Origin of the sequence: Dokdonella aquatica (genome assembly GCF_051987395.1) — a bacterium.
GTDB lineage: Bacteria > Pseudomonadota > Gammaproteobacteria > Xanthomonadales > Rhodanobacteraceae > Dokdonella.
The window spans coordinates 3,091,428-3,111,275 of sequence record NZ_CP197094.1; the positions used below are offsets into that span (position 1 = coordinate 3,091,428).

Here is a 19,848-nt window from a genome sequence, read left to right on the forward strand (position 1 = left end):
AGCCGCCACTTGCTCGGTCATCTCGCGACGGGCGCCGTGCTCGTCGGTATCGCGTTCGCGCTGCTCGCATGGCAGCGCGGTCCGCTGGGCTGGGGCGATCCGGGCCCGTCGCGCATCCTCGGTGCGGCGATCGTCGCGTTCGTCTACGTTGCGGCTTGCGCGCTGTTCGCGTGGAGCCGGGGTCGCGCCGCGCGTGCGTCGGCCACGGGCAGGGACGTGTCCATCGCGGTGAAGCCTGTCGCGGTCGCGGCGAATGCGTCGACACCTGCAAGGACGTCGGACATTCCGGTGGCCGGCGGTGCCGCATCGCACGCCGCCGCGGTGACGGAACCTCCGTTGCTCGTCGCCTACGCGAGCCAGACCGGCTTCGCCGAGCAGATCGCGGGACAGACGGCCGACTCGCTGCGCGACGCCGGCGTCGAGGTGCGCCTCGTCTCGTTCGCTCAGCTCGATGAGGCGATGCTGCTCGCGACGCGTCGCGCGCTGTTCGTCGCGAGCACGACCGGCGAAGGCGATGCACCCGACAGCGCGATCGGCGTGGTCGGCACGCTCATGCAGGCGGACCTCGATCTTTCGCAGCTGACCTGCGGCGTGCTCGCGCTCGGCGACAGCGAGTACGTCAACTACTGCGCGTTCGGCCACCAGGTCGACCAGTGGCTGCGCCGCTGCGGCGCGACCGCGCTGTTCGATCCGGTCGAGGTCGACAACAGCGACGACGGCGCGCTGCGCCATTGGCAGCACCAGGTCGGCCTGTTCGCCGATCGCACCGACATGCCGGACTGGGAAACACCGCGCTACGCGTCGTGGCGCCTCGTCGAGCGCGTGCACCTCAATCCGGGCAGCCTCGGCGACCCGTGCTTCCATCTCGCGCTGCGTCCCGACGATCCCGCACAGCTGCGCTGGGACGCCGGCGACATCGCCGAGATCGGTCCGCGCCACGGACCGCAGGCCGTCGCGGTGTGGCTCGCCGCGGTGGGGCTCGACGGTGGCGCGAGCGTGCCCGACGCCGACGGCGCCGCGACGACGCTCGCCGAACGTCTTGCCGAGAGCGTGCTGCCGACCTTGCCGCTGCCCGTGCCGTTCGATGCCGCGAGCGTCGCCTCCGGTCTCGTGCCGCTGCCGCATCGCGAGTACTCGATCGCGTCGATGCCGGCCGACGGTGCGATCCACCTGCTGCTTCGCCAGATGCGCCGACCTGACGGCTCGCTCGGGATCGGTGGCGGCTGGCTCACCGCGTACGCGCCGATCGGTGCCTCGATCGCGCTGCGCCTGCGTGCGAACTCGAACTTCCATGTGCCCGGCGACGCGCGACCGCTCATCCTGATCGGCAACGGCACGGGGCTCGCGGGCCTGCGCGCGCTGCTCAAGGCTCGCATCGCCGCGGGTCATCGCCGCAACTGGCTCGTGTTCGGCGAGCGCAACGCGGCGATCGACTACCACTACCGAGACGACCTCGAGCGTTGGCAGGCCGAAGGCGGGATCGAACGCCTCGACCTCGCGTTCTCGCGCGACGAGCCCCGCGGCACCTACGTGCAGCAGCGCCTGCGCGAGGCCGCCGACACGCTGCGCGCGTGGGTCGACGACGGCGCCTCGATCTACGTCTGCGGCAGCCTGCAGGGCATGGCCCCGGGCGTCGACGCCGCGCTGCGCGAGGTGCTCGGCAGCACCCGCGTCGATGCGCTGACCGCCGCGATGCGTTATCGACGCGACGTGTACTGAGCTTCCCTGTCCGGTATGGGGCGTCGACAGCGGACCATCTCCACCGCATCGGGCCGGAATCCCCTCAAGCGTGCCCGAAGCCATGGCGCACGCCGTGCGATCGAGTTCTCCGGAGATCCTCACTGCTGCCGAGTGGATTCGCGCTTTCCGCGAGGCCGGCGCTTTCGGAGTCGAACGCGCTCTTCGTTCCCGATACACGGTGGCGACCAGTCAGGACGCCCAGGCGGCGAACGCCCGTCGGCCACTGCGCCAATCCGCCGCACATCCCCGGCATCAGGACGCCAACGTATCTTTACATTCTTTATTGCGAATCATTCTCGTTAATGGTTAAATTCGCATTACGCCACGCGCTGCCATCGCGCGCCGGGGCGCCTCCACACCGTCGACCCGCGCCGCTCCTCGCGCGGGTCTTTCATGTCCGCTTCCCGCACTCCCCTGGAGATTCCCCCATGACGCTTTCGTCCTCGTCCGTCGGCGCCGCGCCGACCCGCAAGGTGCTGATCGCCGCGATCGCGCTCGCCCTCGTGTCGGGCGTGTCCGCCTCGCATGCCGCCGACGTCGTGTCCGACGACGCCGATGCGCAGTCGTCGCGCCGTTCGACGCCGCGCGAAGACGCCGAGCTCGACACGGTCCACGTCGAAGGCCAGCAGGTGAAGAACTCGCCGAAGTACACCGAACTGCTGCGCGACACCCCGCAGACGATCTCGGTCGTGTCGGAGAAGACGATCAAGGAGCAGAACCTGCTCACGCTGCGCGACATCCTCAGCACGCTGCCGGGCATCACGTTCGGCGCGGGCGAGGGCGGCGGCGGTTACGGCGACAGCATCAACCTGCGCGGCTTCTCGGCCAGCAACGACATCACGGTCGACGGCGTGCGCGACAGCGCGCAGTACACGCGCACCGATCCGTTCAACCTCGAGCAGGTCGAACTGACCAATGGCGCGAATTCGGTCTACTCGGGCGCAGGCTCGGTCGGCGGCACGATCAACCTCGTCAGCAAGGCGGCGAAGGAAGGCGACGCGACGACGATCAGCGCCGGCCTCGGCAGCGACGCCTACCGTCGCGTCACCGCCGACACCAACCACATGGTCGGCGAGCACACCGCGGTGCGCCTCAACCTCATGGCGCACGAGAACGACGTGCCGGACCGCGACGTCGAGAAGTTCGAGCGCTGGGGCTTCGCGCCGTCGATCGCGTTCGGTCTCGGCACCGACACGCATGTCACGCTGAGCTACCTGCACCAGAAGGACGACAACACCCCGCAGTACGGCATGCCGTTCTACAACGGCCGTCCCCTCGACGGCGTCGATCCGTCCAACTTCTACGGCTACCGCAACGTCGACAAGCAGGAGATCGAGGTCGACGCGTTCACCGTCGTCATCGACCACCAGTTCAACGAGACGATGTCGCTGCGCAACCTGTCGCGTGCGCAGACGGTCGACCAGCTCAGCATCGTCGATGCGGTGCAGGGCATCTGGTGCCTTCCCGGCAACGTGACGCCGACCGGCACGGCGTGCACGTCCGGCACGGGCGCTGCGCAGATCGTCGTCCCGGTCGGTTTCTACCTGCCGAGCGGCCCGCGCGGCTACGTGCGCGACACGACCAACAAGACGCTCTACAACCAGACCGACTTCACGACCTCGTTCTCGACGGGCCCCGTGCAGCACACGCTCGTCACCGGCTTCTCGTTCATGCACGAGACGTTCGAGCTCGACGTGTCGAGCCTGTTCCGCAACCCGGAAGGCAGCAATCCGTACGCCGCGCCGGCGCACCTGCCGTTCATGGACCTCTACCACCCGGACTCGTACTACACCGGCCCGATCAACAAGACGCTGACCGGCAAGACCGACGGTGAGCTCGACAACCGTGCGCTGTACGCATTCGACACGCTCAAGTTCGGCGAGAAGTGGATGCTGAGCCTCGGCGCGCGCTACGAGCGCAACGAAGGCAGCTCGACCGCCTACACGGTCTCGTCGACCGGTTCCAACATCGGCCAGATCACCGGTGCGAGTGCGCCGGCCAAGAATGCCGACGACCTGTTCTCATACCGCGCCGGCCTCGTGTTCAAGCCGGTCGAGAACGGCACGGTGTACTTCGCCTACGGCAACTCGAAGACGCCGTCGAAGGCTTCGGTCAACGGTTCGTGCACGCCGCCGCCGAACCCGCTGCCGAATCCGCCGACCGGCACCGCGAACTGCTCGGTCGATCCGGAGTCGGCCGTCAGCTACGAGCTCGGCGTGAAGTGGGACCTGTTCGACAGCCGTCTGTCGCTGACCGGCTCGGTGTTCCGCAACGACCGCGAGAACTACCGCGTCAACGATCCGGATCCGACCAACGTCTCGGGCTACCAGTCGCTCGACGGCCGCGCGCGTGTCGACGGCATCCTGCTCGGCGTGTCGGGCCTGCTCACCGAACAGTGGGCGGTCTACGCGAACCTCGCGCTGCTCGACAGCGAAGTGCTGCAGGGCGTGTCGGATTTCTCGGCAGGTGCGGGCCTCGACTACACGAAGGGCGATCCGCTCGTGAACACGCCGGAGCGCTCGCTGAGCCTGTGGACCACGTACGACATCACGCGCCAGTGGCAGGTCGGCTATGGCGCGACCTGGCAGGCCGACAACACCGTGCAGCAGCACGCCGCAACCTACCAGACCGGCCCGCTCGCCCAGTCGCCCGACTACTGGGTGCACCGCGCGATGGTCGCCTACCGCGTCAACCGCAACCTCGGGTTCCAGTTCAACGCGAACAACCTGACGGACAAGGAGTACTACACGCGCATCCGCAACAACGGCTGGGCGACGCCGGGCGACGGCCGCTCGTACACGCTGACGGCCACGTACACGTTCTGATCTTCTCTCCACGAACTCGGCGCATGCCTTGCCGACCCCGCCCCTCTCGGGCGGGGTTTTTTTCGTTTCCAGTCGTGCACCGCGGCAGGTCGTACGACCGGGCTGCGAGGCGATGCCGATCGCGGCATGCAGTCGGTGCCCGATACGGGCCAGCCCAAAGGCGGCATGAAGGCCTTTGGCTTGCGAGGTCAAAGCCTCGTCACACGGCGGTCCCTGGTCCCCGATGCCTCTCCCGCAAGGGAGCAGGGGATGCATGCCTGGTTTCGATATGCATGGACGTTCCCGTGCTGTTTCGAACAGGATGCGGAGCATCCGACACCGCCGACCATGGCCGATCCGGCATCTCGAGATGTGCTCAGTCCAGTTCGTCGAGCGGCCGCCGCTCGCGGCCCGGCTTCTTGGCGAGCTTGCGCTGCAGCGAGCGGCGATGCATGCCGAGCAGGCGTGCGGCGGCCGAGACGTTGCCGCGCGTGTCGACCATCGCCTGCTGGATGTGCTCCCACTCGAGGCGGCTCAGCGGCACCATCGACGGTGATTCTTCGTCGGGTGCAGGTTCGCCGCGCAACACGCGCAGCACCGAGGCGAGGCTCGCCGGTTTGGCGAGGTAGTCGTCGGCACCACGCTTGATCGCCTCGACCGCGGTCGCGACGCTCGCGTAGCCGGTCACGAGCACGATGCGCATGTCCGGATGCAGGGCACGCAGCGGGCCGACGAGATCGAGGCCCGAGTCGTGCTCGAGGCGCAGGTCGACCAATGCGAACTCGAACGCACGTTCGTGGGCCAGCGCGAGCGCGCTCGCCGCATCGTTCGCGGTCGCGACGACATGGCCGCGCTTCTCGAGCGAGCGTTGCAGCGTGCGCAGGTAGAGCGCATCGTCGTCGACGAGCAGGCCGTTCATGCGCGGCCTCGCGAGGACATGCCAAGCCTGCGTCGCGATGCGCTCATGCGGCCTCCGCCATCGGCAGACTGAAGCGCACGCAGACGCCGTGGCCGTCAGCGGCCGGCTGCATCGACAAGCTGCCGCCGAGGCGTTCGACCGTCGCGTGCGAGAGCGCGAGGCCGACGCCGAGCCCGCCGGGTTTGCTGCTGCCGAATGCACGGCCGGGCAGGAAGCTGTGCGCAGGATCGAAGCCCGCGCCGAAGTCACGCACCTCGCCGTGCAGGCCGTGTGCATCGCGGTCGAGGCGCAGCTGCACACGCGGGCGACCGGCCGCCTCGCCCGCGTCGGCCGCATTGTTGAGCAGGGCCTGCAGCAGGTGCCCGATGGCCGCATCGACACGCGTCGACGCCGGCATGTCGCCGTGGCGCTCGAGGTCGATCGCGGGTCGCACGAGGGTCCAGCGTTCGATCTCGGCGTCGAGGTCGACGCGTGCCGCGCCGGCGCTTGGGTCGACGCCGGCGGCCGGTACCGCGAGCGCCTGCACGCGGTCGCGGCAGACGTCGACGAGCTGGCGCATCGTGCGGTGCTCCTCGTGCAGCGAGGCGGGCACCGTGTCGTCGTCGAGCAGTTCGTCGAGCATGAGCATGAGCGTGGCCAGCGGCGTGTTGAGTTCGTGCGCGACCGAGGCCGCGTGCGTGGCCAGCGCGACGATGCCCTCGTTGCGCGCGAAGCGTTCGCGCAGCGCGGCGAGCTCGCGTTCGCGTGCGCGCAGCAGCGAGGCGAGGCGCGCGAAGAAGTACAGCACCACGCCGGCCGAGACGAGGAAGTTCACGACCATGCCGATCAGGTGCAGGTCGAACGCATCGCCGATCGGGCCGTGCACGTGCGGCAGGCCGCGGCCGAAGACCGCCGATGCCGCATAACCGAGCCCGCAGGCGATCGCGGTCGCGTGCATCCAGCGCAGCGGCAGGGCGAGCGCGGCGAACGCGATCGGCAGCAGGAACAGCGACGTGAACGGATTGGCGATGCCGCCGCTCCAGCCGATCAGCCAGGCCAGCACGACGACATCGACCACGATGTGCGCGAACAGCTCCGGTGCCGCGATGCCGTCGCCGCGTCGCGTGCGCCAGGTCGCCCAGGTATTGAATACCGCCAGCAGCGCGATCGCCGCGGCCATCGGCGCGACGGGCAGGGCTACGCCCATGACCAGCGTGACGACCGCGATCGTGGCGGCCTGGGTGACCACGGCGAGCCAGCGCAGTGCGCACAAGGTGCCGATGACGGAGGGAGCGATGCGGCCCATCGCGGCAGTATGCGCGCGGGCTTTCGTGGTGACGCGCGACCGGGCGTCGCAGGGGACGAGCTTGAATCGGCTGCGGGGTTCGGGTTCCATGCCCGGTTTCCGCGGGAGACCACGATGGGCGACTGGGTGCGCATCTGCCACATGGCCGAGCTGCTGCCGGGCGAGTACCAGACCGGCTGGGACGGCGACACGCCGATCGTCGTGTTCAACGTCGACGGCGAGCTTTACGCGCTCGAGGACGTCTGCACGCACGATGGCAGCGAACTCACCGGCGGCCCCCTCGACGGCCACGAGGTCGAATGCCCGCGGCATGGTGCGCGCTTCGACGTGCGCACGGGCGCGGCGCTGTGCCCGCCGGCCTACGAGCCGACCGCGAAGTTCCCGGTCCGCGTGGACGACGGCTGGGTGTATTCGCGCGACGATCGCTGAGAGGGTTGCCCGCACCGCGACGTGACGAGACCGGGGTCAGGTTCATTTTCCCGACCATGAGCGGGACGTGCGTGCGAGCCATCCCGGGAAAATGAACCTGACCCCATTCTCACCAGCGTGCGTGAGTGCGTGGCGCTATGCCCGCCGACTTGCGGGCCGCCTCTGGAGTTTCCGTCCGCGTCGACGAAGGCTGAGTGCATTCGCGCGACGATCGCCGAGGGCGTTCCGAGCGACGCGGTGACGTGAAAGACCGGGGTCAGGTTCATTTTCCCGGAATGTCGTGCCGACGCGAGTCGCATCATCGGGAAAATGAACCTGACCCCATTCGTGCGCCGGTGTCGGTCGTGTGGCCGTCCGTCGGCACGTGCCGCGAATCGTCCGGTACGGTCGCCATGGCTTCGCGGCGCCGACGACGGTCACGGCGGAATCGCGCGCCGGATCGCGCCGGCGATGATGGGCCTCAGACCTCGACGTCCTCGGCGACGACGCGATCGCGTCCGGCGCGCTTGGCGCGGTAAAGGCGGCGGTCGGCCATCGCGAGCAGGTCGCGTGGTGTCGTGGCTTCGGTCGAATGGGCGACGCCGATGCTGACCGTGCAGCGCACGCCACCGGCGACGCCGCCCGCAGCGATGCGCGAGCGCACCTGCTCGAAGCGCTCGAGTGCCTGGTCGGCGGTGAGGCCGCCGAGCACGATGAGGAACTCCTCGCCTCCGTGGCGCGCGGCGAACACCTCGTTGCCGAAATCGCGGCGCAGCATGTCGGCGACCGCACGCAGCACGGCGTCGCCGACCGCGTGACCGTGCTCGTCGTTGATGCGCTTGAAGTGGTCGATGTCGAGCAGGCCGATGCTGACCTTGCCACCGTCGTGTCGCGCCTTCTCGATCGCATCGGGCAGGTACGCGTCGCCGGCGCGCCGGTTCGGCAGTCCGGTGAGCGAATCGTGCATGGCGAGGTGGGCGAGCTGCTGCATGAGCTTCTCGCGTTCGAGCGTGGATTGTTCGAGCGCCTCGTTCTTCGCGCGCAGTTCGCCGGTGCGCTGCTCGATGATTTCGGCGAGACGGCGCTGGCGACTGCGCAGCGTCGCCGAGCGCCAGCGGTAGACGCCGTCGAGCAGCACCAGCACGCCCACCGCGACGAGGCCGATGAACCAGCCGCTGCGCCAGAACGGCGTCGCGACCACGACCTCGAGCGTGGTCGTGGCATGTGCGGACGCATCGCTCCAGTCGACCGGAGTGAGCGCGGCCTGGACCTCGAAGCGGAACGTCCCGGGCGGCAGGTTCGTATAGACCGCTTCGGTCGTCGTGCCGGCGTCGAGCCAGCGGTCGTCGAAGCCGACGAGGCGGTAGCGGTAACGCAGGTTGCCCGGCGCGCGGAAGTGAAGGCCCGTGAAGCCGATCGCGAGGCGACGTGCGTGCGTGTCGAGCGAGACCGTCTTCGTCGTCGGCTGCACGGCGGCGTCGACGCCGATGCGTTCGATCGCGACGGGGAGGTTGTTGTCGGAAGGCTTGCCCACGCGCCTGGGATCGATCACGGCGACGCCGGCCGCGGTCGGGAACCAGATCGTTCCATCCATCGCCGCCCAGCCGGCCGGCGAGCTGCCGCCGTTGGTCTGGCTGCTCGGCATGCCGTCATTGCGGTCGATCACATCGACGACGAGCTGCTGGCGCGTGCCGGCGTCGACTTCGTCGATGGAGCTGCGTGCGACGCGGAACACGCCATGGTTGCTCGACAGCCACAGATGGCCTTGACGGTCGTCGAGTACGCGGAAGACGGTATTGCGCGGCAGGCCGAGGCGGTGGTCGTAGACGCTGAAGCGGCCGTCGCGCAGGCGCAGCAGGCCACCATCGCTGGCGACCCAGATCGTGCCGTCGGGGTCCTCGAGGAAGTCGAAGCTGCCCATCGCCGGGAAACCGTCGCCGGGCTTCCAGCTGCGGAAGCGGCCGTCGGGCGAGCGCGCGGCGATGCCGGTCGGTGTGCCGATCCACAGCGTACCGTCGGCACTGCGGTGCAGGGCGCGCACGAAGTCGGCGGGCAGGCCGTCGTCCACCCTGTAGGTATGCATATCACCGTCGCGCCAGTGCGTGAGGCCGCCGGTGCTGCCGATCCAGAGGCTGCCGTCGACGTCCTCGAGCACGGCACGCACGTGGTTGGACGGCAGGCCGCCGGCCTGATCGATCACGGTCGGGGCATCGCCGGGATGCGCGCTGTCGCCCGGGATGCGCAGCGCACCACGGTCGTAGGTGCCGAGCCAGACGCCGCCGTCCGATGCTGCGCCGAGCGCGAGTACCGACGATCCCTTGGTTCCGGGGCCGGGCAGGGCGATGCCTTCGATCTTCCCGTCGCGCATGCGATCAAGGCCGTCGGCGTGGCCGATCCACATCGTGTGGTCGGCGGTCTCGAGGATCGTGCGCACGTAGCCGTGGCCGAGCCCGTCGTTGCTGACGATGCCGTGCGCCGGGCCGTCGGTCACGCGGCGCAACCCGTTGGTCGTGCCGAACCAGATCAGGCCTTCGCGGTCCTGCATGAGGGCGGTGCTGCCACGGCCATCGTTGAGGGCGCCGGTCGTGAAACGGTCGAAGCGTCCTTCGACGAGGCGCAGCAGTCCCTGCGACGCGGTCGAGATCCACAAGGCACCTTCGCGATCCTCGATCATCGACTCGACGCGGATGTCGAGCAGGCGCGTGGTCTGGCCGTCGGGATCGATGCGCCAGGCGCCGCCGTCGCCGCCCGCGATCACCATGCCGTCGCGCGAACCGACCAGCGTGCGCACCTGGCCCTGCGGCAGCGCATGCAGGTTGCCCCAGCGTTCGATCGTGTCGCCGTCGACGCGCAGGAGTTCACGGTAGGTGCCCACGAGCAGGCTGCCATCCGGCCGCTCGAGCAGACTGAAGATGTGCACGGCATCGAGCGCAGAACCCGCCTCGGGCTCATGCAGCACACTCGCCGTGTCGAGGCGGTGCAGGCCGTGCTCGGTGCCGATCCAGAGGTCGCCGTTGCGCGCGCGCAGCAGCGTGGTCACGCGCAACGCCGCGCCGGCGGCACCGCCGAGGGTCTCCCAGGTCGTACCGGCGTGGCGGATCACGCCGTACTGCGCGGTGCCGAACAGCATCGCGTCGTCCCGGTCGCGCACGATGCTGCGCACGCCGAGCAGGCGCATGTCGGGAACGGTGTAGGCATCGAGCACGGTGAACGTGCGGCCGTTGAAGCGTGCCGCGCCTTCCCAGGTGCCGACCCAGATGAAGCCTTCGGCGTCCTGGGTCATGCCGAGGATCAGGTTGTGCGGCAACCCGTCCTCCATCGTCCAACTGGTCACCGTGTATTCGTCGAGCGCGCGCCCCGGGTCGAGCGCGTGCGCGCCCGTGCACGCGGCGAGCGCGAGCAGCACGGCGAGGAGCAGGCGGACAACGAGCATGGCGGTGCGTTCAGGGGAGCCAGGGGTTCCGTCCACGTGCCCGCGGGTACTGCTCGCGGAAACGCGTCCGGATCAGTGAGATAAGCACGCTTGATGCCAAGTTGCATGAACGGCGGGGCGGGATGGACGTGCAGGACGCGCCCGACGCTTCCGTACGCACGCGGAGGTTGGAGCGCCACGTCGCGCGGCGTGGCGGCGGAGGCGGGTACGCCGGCGCGGTGCCGGGGACGGCGGGACGTCAGATTGTGCCAATCGCGGGCGCGGAGGCCTGCTCACGGCGCGAGGCTCAAGGGGATCCCGGCTTGCGCCGGGATGACGGTGAGGTGGTGTCGGCTCGAACCCGAAAGGCGCGCTTGTCCGCTGGGGTTTTCGAAGAGTGTTCTCGTTCTTGCAGAACCGTCATCCCGGCGCAAGCCGGGATCCCCTTGGGCGTGGGGCGGAGAGTCGAGGCCGCGCGGCTCGCGACACGGACCGTACCCAACTCGAACAGGCAGCGGAAGCCGTAAAGCAGGTGAAACGAGCTGCAGGTGAAACGAGCGGCCCTCGGAGCGGACGCTTACATCCCACGACCTCGCGATCCCCTCAGCCCAACCCCCGCCGCGTCAAACCGCCACATCGCCCGCTACCGCGCGCACGGGCCGACTTGATTCACGTCAACGGACCCGTGGAGGACCGACAGCAGACTGCAGCCGCCCCACCACGAAGGGATGGCCATGCAGCCCCGAGACACCTACAACGACCGCGTCGTACGCCAGTTCACGATCGCCACGATCGTGTGGGGCGTCGTCGGCATGGCGGTCGGCCTGCTCCTCGCCGCGCAGCTCGCGTGGCCCTCGCTCAACTTCGGCGTGCCTTGGCTCAGCTACGGCCGCCTGCGTCCGCTGCACACGAATGCGGTGATCTTCGCGTTCGGCGGCAGCGGCCTGTTCGCGACCGCGTACTACGTCGTGCAGCGCACCTGCCACGTGCGCCTGTTCGCGGAGAAGTTCGCCGCGTTCACGTTCTGGGGCTGGCAGATCGCGATCGTGCTCGCCGCGGTCACGCTGCCGCTGGGGCTCACCCAAGGCAAGGAATACGCCGAGCTGATCTGGCCGATCGACATCCTCATCGCCGCGGTGTGGGTGGCCTACGCGATCGTGTTCTTCGGCACGATCGCCACGCGCCGCGTCAAGCACATCTACGTCGCCAACTGGTTCTACGGCGGCTTCATCCTCGCCGTCGCGGTGCTGCACATCGTCAACAGCATCGCGATCCCGGTGTCGCTCACCGAGTCGTATCCGGTCTACGCGGGCGCGGTCGATGCGATGGTGCAGTGGTGGTACGGCCACAACGCGGTCGGCTTCTTCCTGACCGCGGGCTTCCTCGGGATCATGTACTACTACGTGCCCAAGCAGGCGCAGCGGCCGATCTACTCCTACCGCCTGTCGGTCGTGCACTTCTGGGCCCTGATCTCGATCTACATGTGGGCGGGTCCGCACCACCTGCATTACACCGCGCTGCCGGACTGGGCGCAGTCGCTCGGCATGGTGTTCTCGCTGATCCTGCTCGCGCCGAGCTGGGGCGGCATGATCAACGGCATCATGACCCTGTCGGGTGCATGGCACAAACTGCGCACCGATCCGATCCTCAAGTTCATGATCGTCTCGCTGTCGTTCTACGGCATGGCGACCTTCGAAGGTCCCATGATGTCGATCAAGACGGTCAACGCGCTCTCGCACTACACCGACTGGACCATCGGCCACGTCCACGCCGGCGCGCTCGGCTGGGTCGCCTTCATCACGATCGGCGCGATCTACAGCATGTTGCCGCGTCTCTACGGCGTCGAGCGCATGCACTCGATCAAGGCGATCGACGCGCACTTCTGGATCGCCACGATCGGCATCGTGCTCTACATCGCCGCGATGTGGATCGCCGGGGTCATGCAAGGCCTCATGTGGCGCGCGACCAATCCCGACGGAACGCTGACCTACACGTTCATCGAGTCGGTGCGCCAGACCTACCCCTACTACGTCACGCGCTTCGTCGGCGGCCTGCTGTTCCTGGCCGGCATGGGCCTGATGGCCTGGAACGCGTGGAAGACGATCGCGCAGTCGCGCGGCGTGCCGGTCGTGCGCATCCCCGCGCCGGCGCACGCCTGAGGAGATGCATCGATGAAACACGAGATCCTCGAGAAGAACGTCGGCCTCATGGCGATCCTCATCGTCGTCGTCATCGCGGTGGGAGGCCTGGTCGAGATCGTGCCGCTGATGTTCCAGGCGCAGACGATCGAAGCCGCACCGGGCGTGAAGCCTTACTCGGCACTGCAGCTGGCCGGCCGCGACCTCTACATCCGCGAGGGCTGCTACGGCTGCCACTCGCAGATGATCCGCACGCTGGCCTCGGAGACGCAACGCTACGGCGCCTACTCGCTGGCCGGCGAATCGGTCTACGACCGTCCGTTCCAGTGGGGGTCCAAGCGCACGGGCCCCGACCTCGCGCGCGTCGGCGACCGCTACTCGGACGACTGGCATCGCGTGCACCTGAAGAACCCGCGCGACGTCGTGCCCGAGTCGAACATGCCGTCCTATGCGTGGCTGTCGCAGGCACTGGTCGATCCGAAGCTCGTCGAGACCAAGATGCGCACGCTGCGCTGGATGGGCCATCCGTACAGCGACGAGGACATCGCCGGCGCGCGCGCCGCGGTCACCGGCCAGACCGAGCTCGACGCGATCGTCGCCTACCTGCAAGGCCTCGGCGTGAAGGCGCCCGAGGTCGCGAAGACGGAGGCCGTGCCGTGATCTCCGGACTTTTCACCGCGGTGCTGCTCGTGATGTTCACGGGCCTGTGGGCCTGGGCCTGGAGCCGCCGTCGCCAGCAGGACTTCACCGAAGCCGCCAGCCTGCCGCTCGACGACGGCCTGCGCATCCAACCCCGGGAGCCGCGTGCATGAACACGTCATGGAGCTGGTACGTCATCGCCCTGACGTTCGCCAACATCATCGGCCTCGTGTGGTTGCTGGTCGCGACCGCGCGCACGCCGAAGGACGGTCGTGCCGCGACCGACACGATGGGCCACGTGTGGGACGGCGACATCGAGGAACTCAACCATCCGCTGCCGCGCTGGTGGCTGTGGATGTTCGTGCTGACGATCGTGTTCGGCATCGGCTACCTCGTGTTCTATCCGGGCCTCGGCAACGTCGCCGGCCGGCTCGGCTGGACCTCGCCGGGCGAAGTGGAGCGCACGCTCGCCGATACGAACGCCCGCCTCGAGACCCTCTACGCGGGCTTCCGCGATCGCCCGCTCGAGGACCTCGCCTCCGATCCCGCGGCGATCAAGGTCGGGCGCAACGTGTTCGCGAACCATTGCGCGGCCTGCCACGGTTCCGACGCGCGCGGCGCGGACGGTTATCCGAACCTCGTCGACGACGACTGGCTCTACGGCGGTGATCCGCAGACCGTGCTAGCGAGCATCCTGCACGGCCGCAACGGCATGATGCCGCCGATGGCCGCGACGCTGCCCGGCAACGGCATCGACGAGGTCGCGAACCATGTGCTGGCGCTGTCGGGCCAGCCGCACGACACGCGTCTCGCCGCCGCGGGCAAGCCGAAGTTCGAGACGATCTGCGCGGCCTGCCACGGCGTCGCGGGCAAGGGCAATCCGGCGCTCGGTGCGCCGAACCTCACCGACGAGGTCTGGCTGCACGGGCGTGGCGATCTCGCCACGATCCGCACGGCGATCACCCAGGGGCGACGCGGCACGATGCCGGCATGGGAAGGCATGCTCGGTGCCGATCGCTCGCGGCTCGCTGCGGCATGGCTGCTCTCGCAGGGCGCCGCGATGCGCGAGGCCGATGCACCTGCCGTGGAGGCGGGCGCGCCGTGACACCGAAGCGGCCCGGTGCACGTCAGGCCCGCACGGCCGTCGCCGTGCCGACCCGTGACGCGCGCGTACGCCGCCTCGGCGCGATCGTCTGGCCGTCGTTCTTCTCGGCCGGCGTCGCGACCACGGTGTTCTTCGCGATCGTCGATCCGGTCGACCTCGCCGGCATCACCTGGCCGCGACTCGAGATCACGCGCCTCGGCGGCTACACGATCGGCTTCTTCATGTTCTGGCTGTGCACGTTCTCGGCGTGCGCATTCACGGCGCTGCTCGTGGCGCCGCCGCGGCGACGCGGCGCGGCGCGCGCGCGATGAGCACGCCACGACGCGACTGGGGCGGTGCGTCGGCGACATCGCCGGCGTGCGGGGCAGGGCGGGTGGCGCGTGATCCTGCGACGCGCGTGTGCGGCTGGCCGGGGAGCGGCAGGCACCGCGTGTCCGCGCCGCCCGCCCCGTGCTGCCTGTCGAACCTTCGATGGGGTGAGTGCACGGCTGCGGCTTTCGGGGATGAGTGTCGGTGCGCCGACTCGTCATCCAGCAATGCGGCGTGGCGCGATCCTTTCCCTTCTCCCCTCGGGAGAAGAGCCTGCCCCGTACCCGATACGGGGTGGCCCGAAGGGCCGGATGAGGGTCCGGATTCGCGACGAGCTTCGGACATTTTCGCATCGCCGCACCCTCTCCCCAACCCCTCTCCCGGAGGGAGAGGGGCTCAAGAGGGGTGTCGATTCGTTCCGGCCAGCAGCCCGCCGCCCGCCCGGGTCCGCATCGGGACGTTGCCATGAAAGCCGACCGCAGCATCCCCGTGCGCGTCGTCGACGGTGGCGGCGCGCTCTACGCGAAGGAGCCCAAGGTCTACCCGCGCGAGGTGACCGGGCGTTTCCAGCGCCTGCGCGTGGCCAGCGTGTTCTGGCTGCTCGGCATGTTCTACCTGTTCCCGTGGATCAGCCTCGGCGGGCAGCAGCTCGTACTGTTCGATCTGCCGGCGCGCCGCTTCCACCTGTTCGGCCTGACGTTCTGGCCGCAGGATTTCTACCTGCTGACGATGCTGCTCGTGATCGCGGCGTTGACGCTGTTCTTCTTCACCGCGCTGGCGGGACGGCTGTGGTGCGGCTACGCCTGTCCGCAGACGGTCTGGACCGAGGTGTTCCTGTGGATCGAGCGGCGCATCGAGGGCGACCGCAACGCACGCATGAAGCTCGACAAGGCGCCGTGGACGCGCGCCAAGTTCGCGCGCAAGGCGGCCAAGCAGGCCGCGTGGGTCACGTTCGCGGCGTGGACGGGCTTCACCTTCGTCGGCTTCTTCACGCCGATCCGCGAGCTCTCGCACGAGGTCGCGACCGCATCGCTCGGCGGCTGGGAAGCGTTCTGGATCGTGTTCTACGGCTTCGCGACCTACGGCAACGCGGGCTTCCTGCGCGAGCAGGTCTGCAAGTACATGTGCCCTTACGCGCGCTTCCAGAGCGCGATGTTCGACCGCGACACGCTCGTCATCAGCTACGACAGCGTGCGCGGCGAGCCGCGCGGGCATCGCAAGCGTTCGAGTGCCTTGCGTGCGGTCGACGCAGTCGCAAGCAGCACGGCCGCCAGACCACTCGGCGACTGCATCGACTGCCTCGCCTGCGTGCAGGTGTGTCCGACCGGCATCGACATCCGCAACGGCCTGCAGATCGAATGCATCGCCTGCGCGGCCTGCATCGACGCCTGCGACGCGGTCATGGACAAGATGCAGTACGCACGCGGACTGATCCGCTACACGACCGAGCACGCGCTCGCCGGCACGCCGCAGCGCGTCGTGCGTCCGCGCACGCTGGCCTACGCGGCGATCCTGGTCGGGTTCGTCGGCGCGTTCTTCTGGGCCGTCGCCGCGCGCGCACCGGTCATCGTCGAGGTGCTGCACGACCGCAACGCGCTGTTCCGCACCGTGGCGCACGGCGCGATCGAGAACGGCTACAGCGTCAAGCTCCTCAACAAGACCGATGCGCCGGTGACCTTGTCGGTGCGACCGTCGACCGACTTGCCGCTACGCATCGTCGGTCGCCCGTCGGTGACGCTGTCGCCGGGCGAGGTGTTCTCGCTGCCGATGACGCTGCGCGCCGCGGCCGACGGCGTGCACGGCCGCCACGCGATCGACGTCGTCGTCAGCGACGCGCAAGGCTCGACGCTCGCACACGGCAAGGCCCATTTCTTCGCCCCGGAGGCGCCATGACACCGAACGCTCCCGCCACGCCGCGCACGCCCTGGCATCGCGTGCCCGAGGTGTGGCTGATCCTCGTCCTGCTCGGCGCGACCGTGGTCGGTTCGGTCTCGCTCGTGGTCACCGCGATGCGAGAGCGCGACACGCATCTCGTCGTGCCCGACGACGTGCCGCGTCCTAGCCGCATCCCGCCGATCCGCGGTGCGCAGGCGCCGCACGCCGGCGAGGTGCCGACGGCATCCTGAGCGCGCATCGACGCGACATCGCGGCGCGCACGTTCGGTCATCGCACCCCGCGTACGGCCTCCGCTCCACCACCGCTGCGCGTGGCGCGGTATCGTCGGCGTCCTTCCGCCTCGCGATCCGTGCATGACCACCGCCCTCGTCTGGTTCCGCCGCGACCTGCGCCTCGCCGACAACCCCGCGCTCGATGCCGCGCGGCATGCGCACGAGCACGTCGTGCCGGTCTACATCGACGCGCCCGACGAGGAAGCCCCGTGGGCGCCCGGCGCGGCGAGCCGCTGGTGGCTGCATCACGCGCTCGTCGCGCTCGACGCCGACCTGCGCAAGCGCGGCATCGCACTGCATGTCGCACGCGGTGACTCGCTGGCGACGCTGCGCTGGCTCGCGCGTGCGACCGGCGCGAGCGCGGTGTACTGGAACCGCCTCTACGAACCCGCGATCGTCGCGCGCGACAGGCACATCAAGGCCTCGCTCGCCGAGGACGGCCTCGACGTGCACAGCAGCAAGGCCTTCGTGCTGTTCGAGCCCTGGGAGATCGAGACCGGGCAGGGCGATCCCTACCGCGTGTTCACGCCGTTCTGGCGCAACGCGCGCGCGCGCCTCGAGCCGCGGCCGCCGCTGCCCGCGCCGCGCAAGCTCGCAGGTGTCGGGATCGACGGAGGTCTTTCGATCGACGACCTCGGCCTGTTGCCGCGCATCCCCTGGGACGAGGGCATGCGCAAGGCGTGGACGCCCGGCGAGGCCGGCGCGCACGAGGCGCTCGACGATTTCCTCGACGCGGCGGTGGCGAAGTACCCGGGCGATCGCGATCGCCCGGACCGTCCCGCCACGTCGCGGCTGTCGCCGCACCTGCACTTCGGCGAGATCGGTCCGATGCAGGTCGCGTGGGCATTGCACGAGCGCACGCAGGCGGGCGCATCGGCGACGTGGCGCGACGGCAGCGAGTCCTTCCTGCGCGAATTGGGCTGGCGCGAGTTCTCGCAGCATCTGCTCTACCACTTCCCGCACATGCCCGAGCGCAACCTCAATCCGAAGTTCGACACGTTCCCGTGGGCACGCAAGAACCGGCGCGTGCTCGAACGCTGGCGGCGCGGCCGCACCGGCATCCCGATCGTCGACGCGGGCATGCGCGAACTCTGGGTGACCGGCACGATGCACAACCGCGTGCGCATGCTCGTCGCCTCGCTGCTGACCAAGAACCTCGGCCAGCACTGGCTGCACGGTGCGCGCTGGTTCTGGGACACGCTGGTCGACGCCGACCTCGCCAACAATGCGCAGGGCTGGCAGTGGACGGCCGGCACCGGCGTCGACGCCGCGCCGTACTTCCGCATCTTCAATCCCGTCACGCAGGGCGAGAAGTTCGATCCCGACGGTGCCTACGTGCGCACCTGGGTACGCGAACTCGCCGACGTGCCCGCGAAGCTGATCCACCGGCCGTGGACCGACCCGGCCATCCTCGCGCGCACCGGTTACCCGGGGCCGATCGTCGACCTCGCCGACTCGCGCGGCGATGCGCTCGCGAAGTACCAGTCGCTGCCGAAGGCCTGACGTGCGGCGGCGGGGCATGCCGGCGCTTCGGTCGGAACTGCGCACGGCATCGGTTCCGCGCTAACGTCCGATCACGGGACGGCGGCGCACCGGCGTGCGCACATGCATCCTGCGGGAGGGGATCGATGGACGAGGGCATGAGTGAAGGGCGTGCCGTGACCGTCGCGGCCACGGGCGGTTTCGTGCTCGTGACGGCGGCGACGATCGTCGGGCTCGCGGGCACCGATCTCGTGCTGCCCGCGGTGCCGTCGTTGCCGTCCGTGCTCGGCGGCGACACGGCGCAGGCGCAGCAGGTGCTCGCGGCGTTCGTGCTCGGCTCGGCGGTCGGCCTGCTGCTGTTCGGCCGGCTCGCCGCGCGTTTCGACGCGCGCGACGTGCTCGCGTGGTCGCTCGCGGCCTACGGCGCGAGTTCGCTGCTCGCGCTCGCGTGCACGTCGCTCGAGGCGCTGGTCGCGTTGCGCGTCGTGCAGGGCGTGGCGGGATCGGCTGCGGCGGTGCTCGCGCCGGGCTTCCTGCGCCGGCTCTACGATGGCGACGCCGCGGTCAGTGCGCTGGGACGGCTCGGCAGCATCGAGGCGCTGGTGCCCGCGCTCGCGCCGGTGCTCGGCGCGTGGCTGCTCGCACATGGCGGATGGACGTCGTCGTTCGTCGTGATCGGCGTGCTCGCGCTGCTGCTCGCGGGGATCGTGGTCGCGCTGCGTGCGCGACTGCCGGTGCCGGCGCGTGCCGACGGCGGCGGAAGCTATGTCGCGCTTCTGCGCGATCGCACCTACCTGCGTTACGCGACGAGCCAGGCGCTCGTGCTCGGCGGCCTGCTCGTGTTCGTGTTCGGTGCGCCGGCCGTCATGACCGGGCACATGCGCGGCACGCTCGACGACTTCATCGTGCTGCAGGTGACGTGCATCGCCGTGTTCATCGTCGCGGCGAATCTTGCCGGTCGCCTCGCGCGGCGCTTCGGCACCGAGCGCATGATCGCGACCGGCACCGCGATCGCGGCGGCTGGTGCGGTCTCGATGACGATCGCGTCGACGATCGGCGATCCGGGTCCGCGCGTGCTCGCGGCGCTGTTCGCGATCGTGGGCCTCGGACTCGGCCTGCGCGGACCGCCGGGCTTCCATCGCGCGATCGTGGCCGCGCGTGGAGACGATGCGCGTGGTGCCGCGCTCGTGATCGTGTTCGTGCTCGCGGTGGCCGGTGGCGGTACCTTGCTCGTCGCGCCGTGGATCGCCACGGGCCCCGCACCGCTCGCCGCCGCGACGGCCGTGGCGACGCTCGCGGCGCTCGTCGTGCTGCGCCTGTTGCCGCGGCTGGAGGACTGAGCGCAGCGTCCGGCGTTGCGTTTTGAACGGCGGACCCGGATGCTAGCCCGTCGTCCGCCACGGCGCGCGGCGTGTTGCGATGCAGCGCCGGACGCGGCC

At 69.6% G+C, this 19,848-nt stretch carries 15 protein-coding genes; 12 read left to right on the top strand and 3 right to left on the bottom strand.

The genetic code is table 11. The annotated features are described in order from the left end of the window. Positions 1-9 precede the first annotated feature (9 nt). Together ACQQ2N_RS13850 and ACQQ2N_RS13855 are read left to right on the top strand one after the other, a co-directional pair. The gene (locus ACQQ2N_RS13850; RefSeq protein WP_440222166.1) at positions 10-1,719 is read left to right on the top strand and encodes a sulfite reductase subunit alpha; all 1,710 of its coding nucleotides are present in this window, start codon (positions 10-12) and stop codon (positions 1,717-1,719) included. A gap of 449 nt (positions 1,720-2,168) precedes the next feature. After that, a complete protein-coding gene (locus tag ACQQ2N_RS13855; protein ID WP_440222167.1) occupies positions 2,169-4,565 on the top strand; it encodes a TonB-dependent receptor in 2,397 nt (798 codons plus the stop codon). 355 nt (positions 4,566-4,920) lie between these two features. Here ACQQ2N_RS13855 and ACQQ2N_RS13860 read toward each other — a convergent pair whose 3' ends face one another. Together ACQQ2N_RS13860 and ACQQ2N_RS13865 are read right to left on the bottom strand one after the other, a co-directional pair. Further along, positions 4,921-5,463 carry a response regulator transcription factor gene (locus ACQQ2N_RS13860; protein ID WP_440222168.1) on the bottom strand — a complete coding sequence of 181 codons (543 nt, stop codon included), beginning with the start codon at positions 5,461-5,463 and terminating at the stop codon, positions 4,921-4,923. Positions 5,464-5,506: 43 nt separating this feature from the next. After that, complete coding sequence (locus tag ACQQ2N_RS13865; protein WP_440222169.1) at positions 5,507-6,748, bottom strand: ATP-binding protein; 1,242 nt, start codon at positions 6,746-6,748, stop codon at positions 5,507-5,509. A 114-nt stretch (positions 6,749-6,862) separates the two neighbouring features. On the opposite strand from ACQQ2N_RS13865, the gene ACQQ2N_RS13870 reads away from it, so the two are divergent. After that, positions 6,863-7,177 (top strand): non-heme iron oxygenase ferredoxin subunit, encoded by a 315-nt coding sequence (locus ACQQ2N_RS13870; RefSeq protein ID WP_440222170.1) that lies wholly within the window; start codon positions 6,863-6,865, stop codon positions 7,175-7,177. A 460-nt stretch (positions 7,178-7,637) separates the two neighbouring features. On the opposite strand, the gene ACQQ2N_RS13875 is transcribed toward ACQQ2N_RS13870, so the two are convergent. Next, complete coding sequence (locus ACQQ2N_RS13875) at positions 7,638-10,589, bottom strand: two-component regulator propeller domain-containing protein (RefSeq protein ID WP_440222171.1); 2,952 nt, start codon at positions 10,587-10,589, stop codon at positions 7,638-7,640. 713 nt (positions 10,590-11,302) lie between these two features. Here ACQQ2N_RS13875 and ccoN point away from each other — a divergent pair. The 9 genes from ccoN to ACQQ2N_RS13920 all read left to right on the top strand — a co-directional run bounded on the left by ccoN (position 11,303) and on the right by ACQQ2N_RS13920 (position 19,749). Continuing rightward, a complete protein-coding gene (gene ccoN / locus ACQQ2N_RS13880; protein ID WP_440222172.1) occupies positions 11,303-12,727 on the top strand; it encodes a cytochrome-c oxidase, cbb3-type subunit I in 1,425 nt (474 codons plus the stop codon). Positions 12,728-12,739: 12 nt separating this feature from the next. Further along, complete coding sequence (ccoO, locus tag ACQQ2N_RS13885; protein WP_440222173.1) at positions 12,740-13,366, top strand: cytochrome-c oxidase, cbb3-type subunit II; 627 nt, start codon at positions 12,740-12,742, stop codon at positions 13,364-13,366. Beyond that, positions 13,363-13,518 (top strand): cbb3-type cytochrome oxidase subunit 3, encoded by a 156-nt coding sequence (locus tag ACQQ2N_RS13890; protein ID WP_440222174.1) that lies wholly within the window; start codon positions 13,363-13,365, stop codon positions 13,516-13,518. Before ccoO ends, ACQQ2N_RS13890 begins: the two co-directional genes overlap by 4 nt. Next, the gene (ccoP, locus tag ACQQ2N_RS13895; RefSeq protein ID WP_440222175.1) at positions 13,515-14,450 is read left to right on the top strand and encodes a cytochrome-c oxidase, cbb3-type subunit III; all 936 of its coding nucleotides are present in this window, start codon (positions 13,515-13,517) and stop codon (positions 14,448-14,450) included. Before ACQQ2N_RS13890 ends, ccoP begins: the two co-directional genes overlap by 4 nt. A gap of 44 nt (positions 14,451-14,494) precedes the next feature. Continuing rightward, positions 14,495-14,761 (top strand): hypothetical protein, encoded by a 267-nt coding sequence (locus ACQQ2N_RS13900; protein ID WP_440222176.1) that lies wholly within the window; start codon positions 14,495-14,497, stop codon positions 14,759-14,761. Positions 14,762-15,224: 463 nt separating this feature from the next. Further along, positions 15,225-16,652 carry a cytochrome c oxidase accessory protein CcoG gene (gene ccoG, locus ACQQ2N_RS13905; RefSeq protein ID WP_440222177.1) on the top strand — a complete coding sequence of 476 codons (1,428 nt, stop codon included), beginning with the start codon at positions 15,225-15,227 and terminating at the stop codon, positions 16,650-16,652. After that, on the top strand, positions 16,649-16,885 hold the full coding sequence (locus tag ACQQ2N_RS13910) for a hypothetical protein (RefSeq protein WP_440222178.1): 237 nt from the start codon (positions 16,649-16,651) through the stop codon (positions 16,883-16,885). The genes ccoG and ACQQ2N_RS13910 overlap by 4 nt, the downstream gene beginning before the upstream one ends. A gap of 123 nt (positions 16,886-17,008) precedes the next feature. Then, positions 17,009-18,430, top strand: coding sequence for a cryptochrome/photolyase family protein (locus ACQQ2N_RS13915; protein WP_440222179.1), 1,422 nt, complete (start codon positions 17,009-17,011; stop codon positions 18,428-18,430). A 137-nt stretch (positions 18,431-18,567) separates the two neighbouring features. Beyond that, a complete protein-coding gene (locus ACQQ2N_RS13920) occupies positions 18,568-19,749 on the top strand; it encodes an MFS transporter (RefSeq protein WP_440222180.1) in 1,182 nt (393 codons plus the stop codon). Positions 19,750-19,848: the final 99 nt, after the last annotated feature.

Coding starts and splice junctions, on each gene's coding strand:
- ACQQ2N_RS13855 (WP_440222167.1), top strand. CDS start 2,169: ATGACGCTTTCGTCCTCGTCCGTCGGCGCCGCGCCGACCCGCAAGGTG.
- ACQQ2N_RS13860 (WP_440222168.1), bottom strand. CDS start 5,463: ATGAACGGCCTGCTCGTCGACGACGATGCGCTCTACCTGCGCACGCTG.
- ACQQ2N_RS13865 (WP_440222169.1), bottom strand. CDS start 6,748: ATGGGCCGCATCGCTCCCTCCGTCATCGGCACCTTGTGCGCACTGCGC.
- ACQQ2N_RS13870 (WP_440222170.1), top strand. CDS start 6,863: ATGGGCGACTGGGTGCGCATCTGCCACATGGCCGAGCTGCTGCCGGGC.
- ACQQ2N_RS13875 (WP_440222171.1), bottom strand. CDS start 10,589: ATGCTCGTTGTCCGCCTGCTCCTCGCCGTGCTGCTCGCGCTCGCCGCG.
- ccoN (WP_440222172.1), top strand. CDS start 11,303: ATGCAGCCCCGAGACACCTACAACGACCGCGTCGTACGCCAGTTCACG.
- ccoO (WP_440222173.1), top strand. CDS start 12,740: ATGAAACACGAGATCCTCGAGAAGAACGTCGGCCTCATGGCGATCCTC.
- ccoP (WP_440222175.1), top strand. CDS start 13,515: ATGAACACGTCATGGAGCTGGTACGTCATCGCCCTGACGTTCGCCAAC.
- ccoG (WP_440222177.1), top strand. CDS start 15,225: ATGAAAGCCGACCGCAGCATCCCCGTGCGCGTCGTCGACGGTGGCGGC.
- ACQQ2N_RS13910 (WP_440222178.1), top strand. CDS start 16,649: ATGACACCGAACGCTCCCGCCACGCCGCGCACGCCCTGGCATCGCGTG.
- ACQQ2N_RS13915 (WP_440222179.1), top strand. CDS start 17,009: ATGACCACCGCCCTCGTCTGGTTCCGCCGCGACCTGCGCCTCGCCGAC.
- ACQQ2N_RS13920 (WP_440222180.1), top strand. CDS start 18,568: ATGAGTGAAGGGCGTGCCGTGACCGTCGCGGCCACGGGCGGTTTCGTG.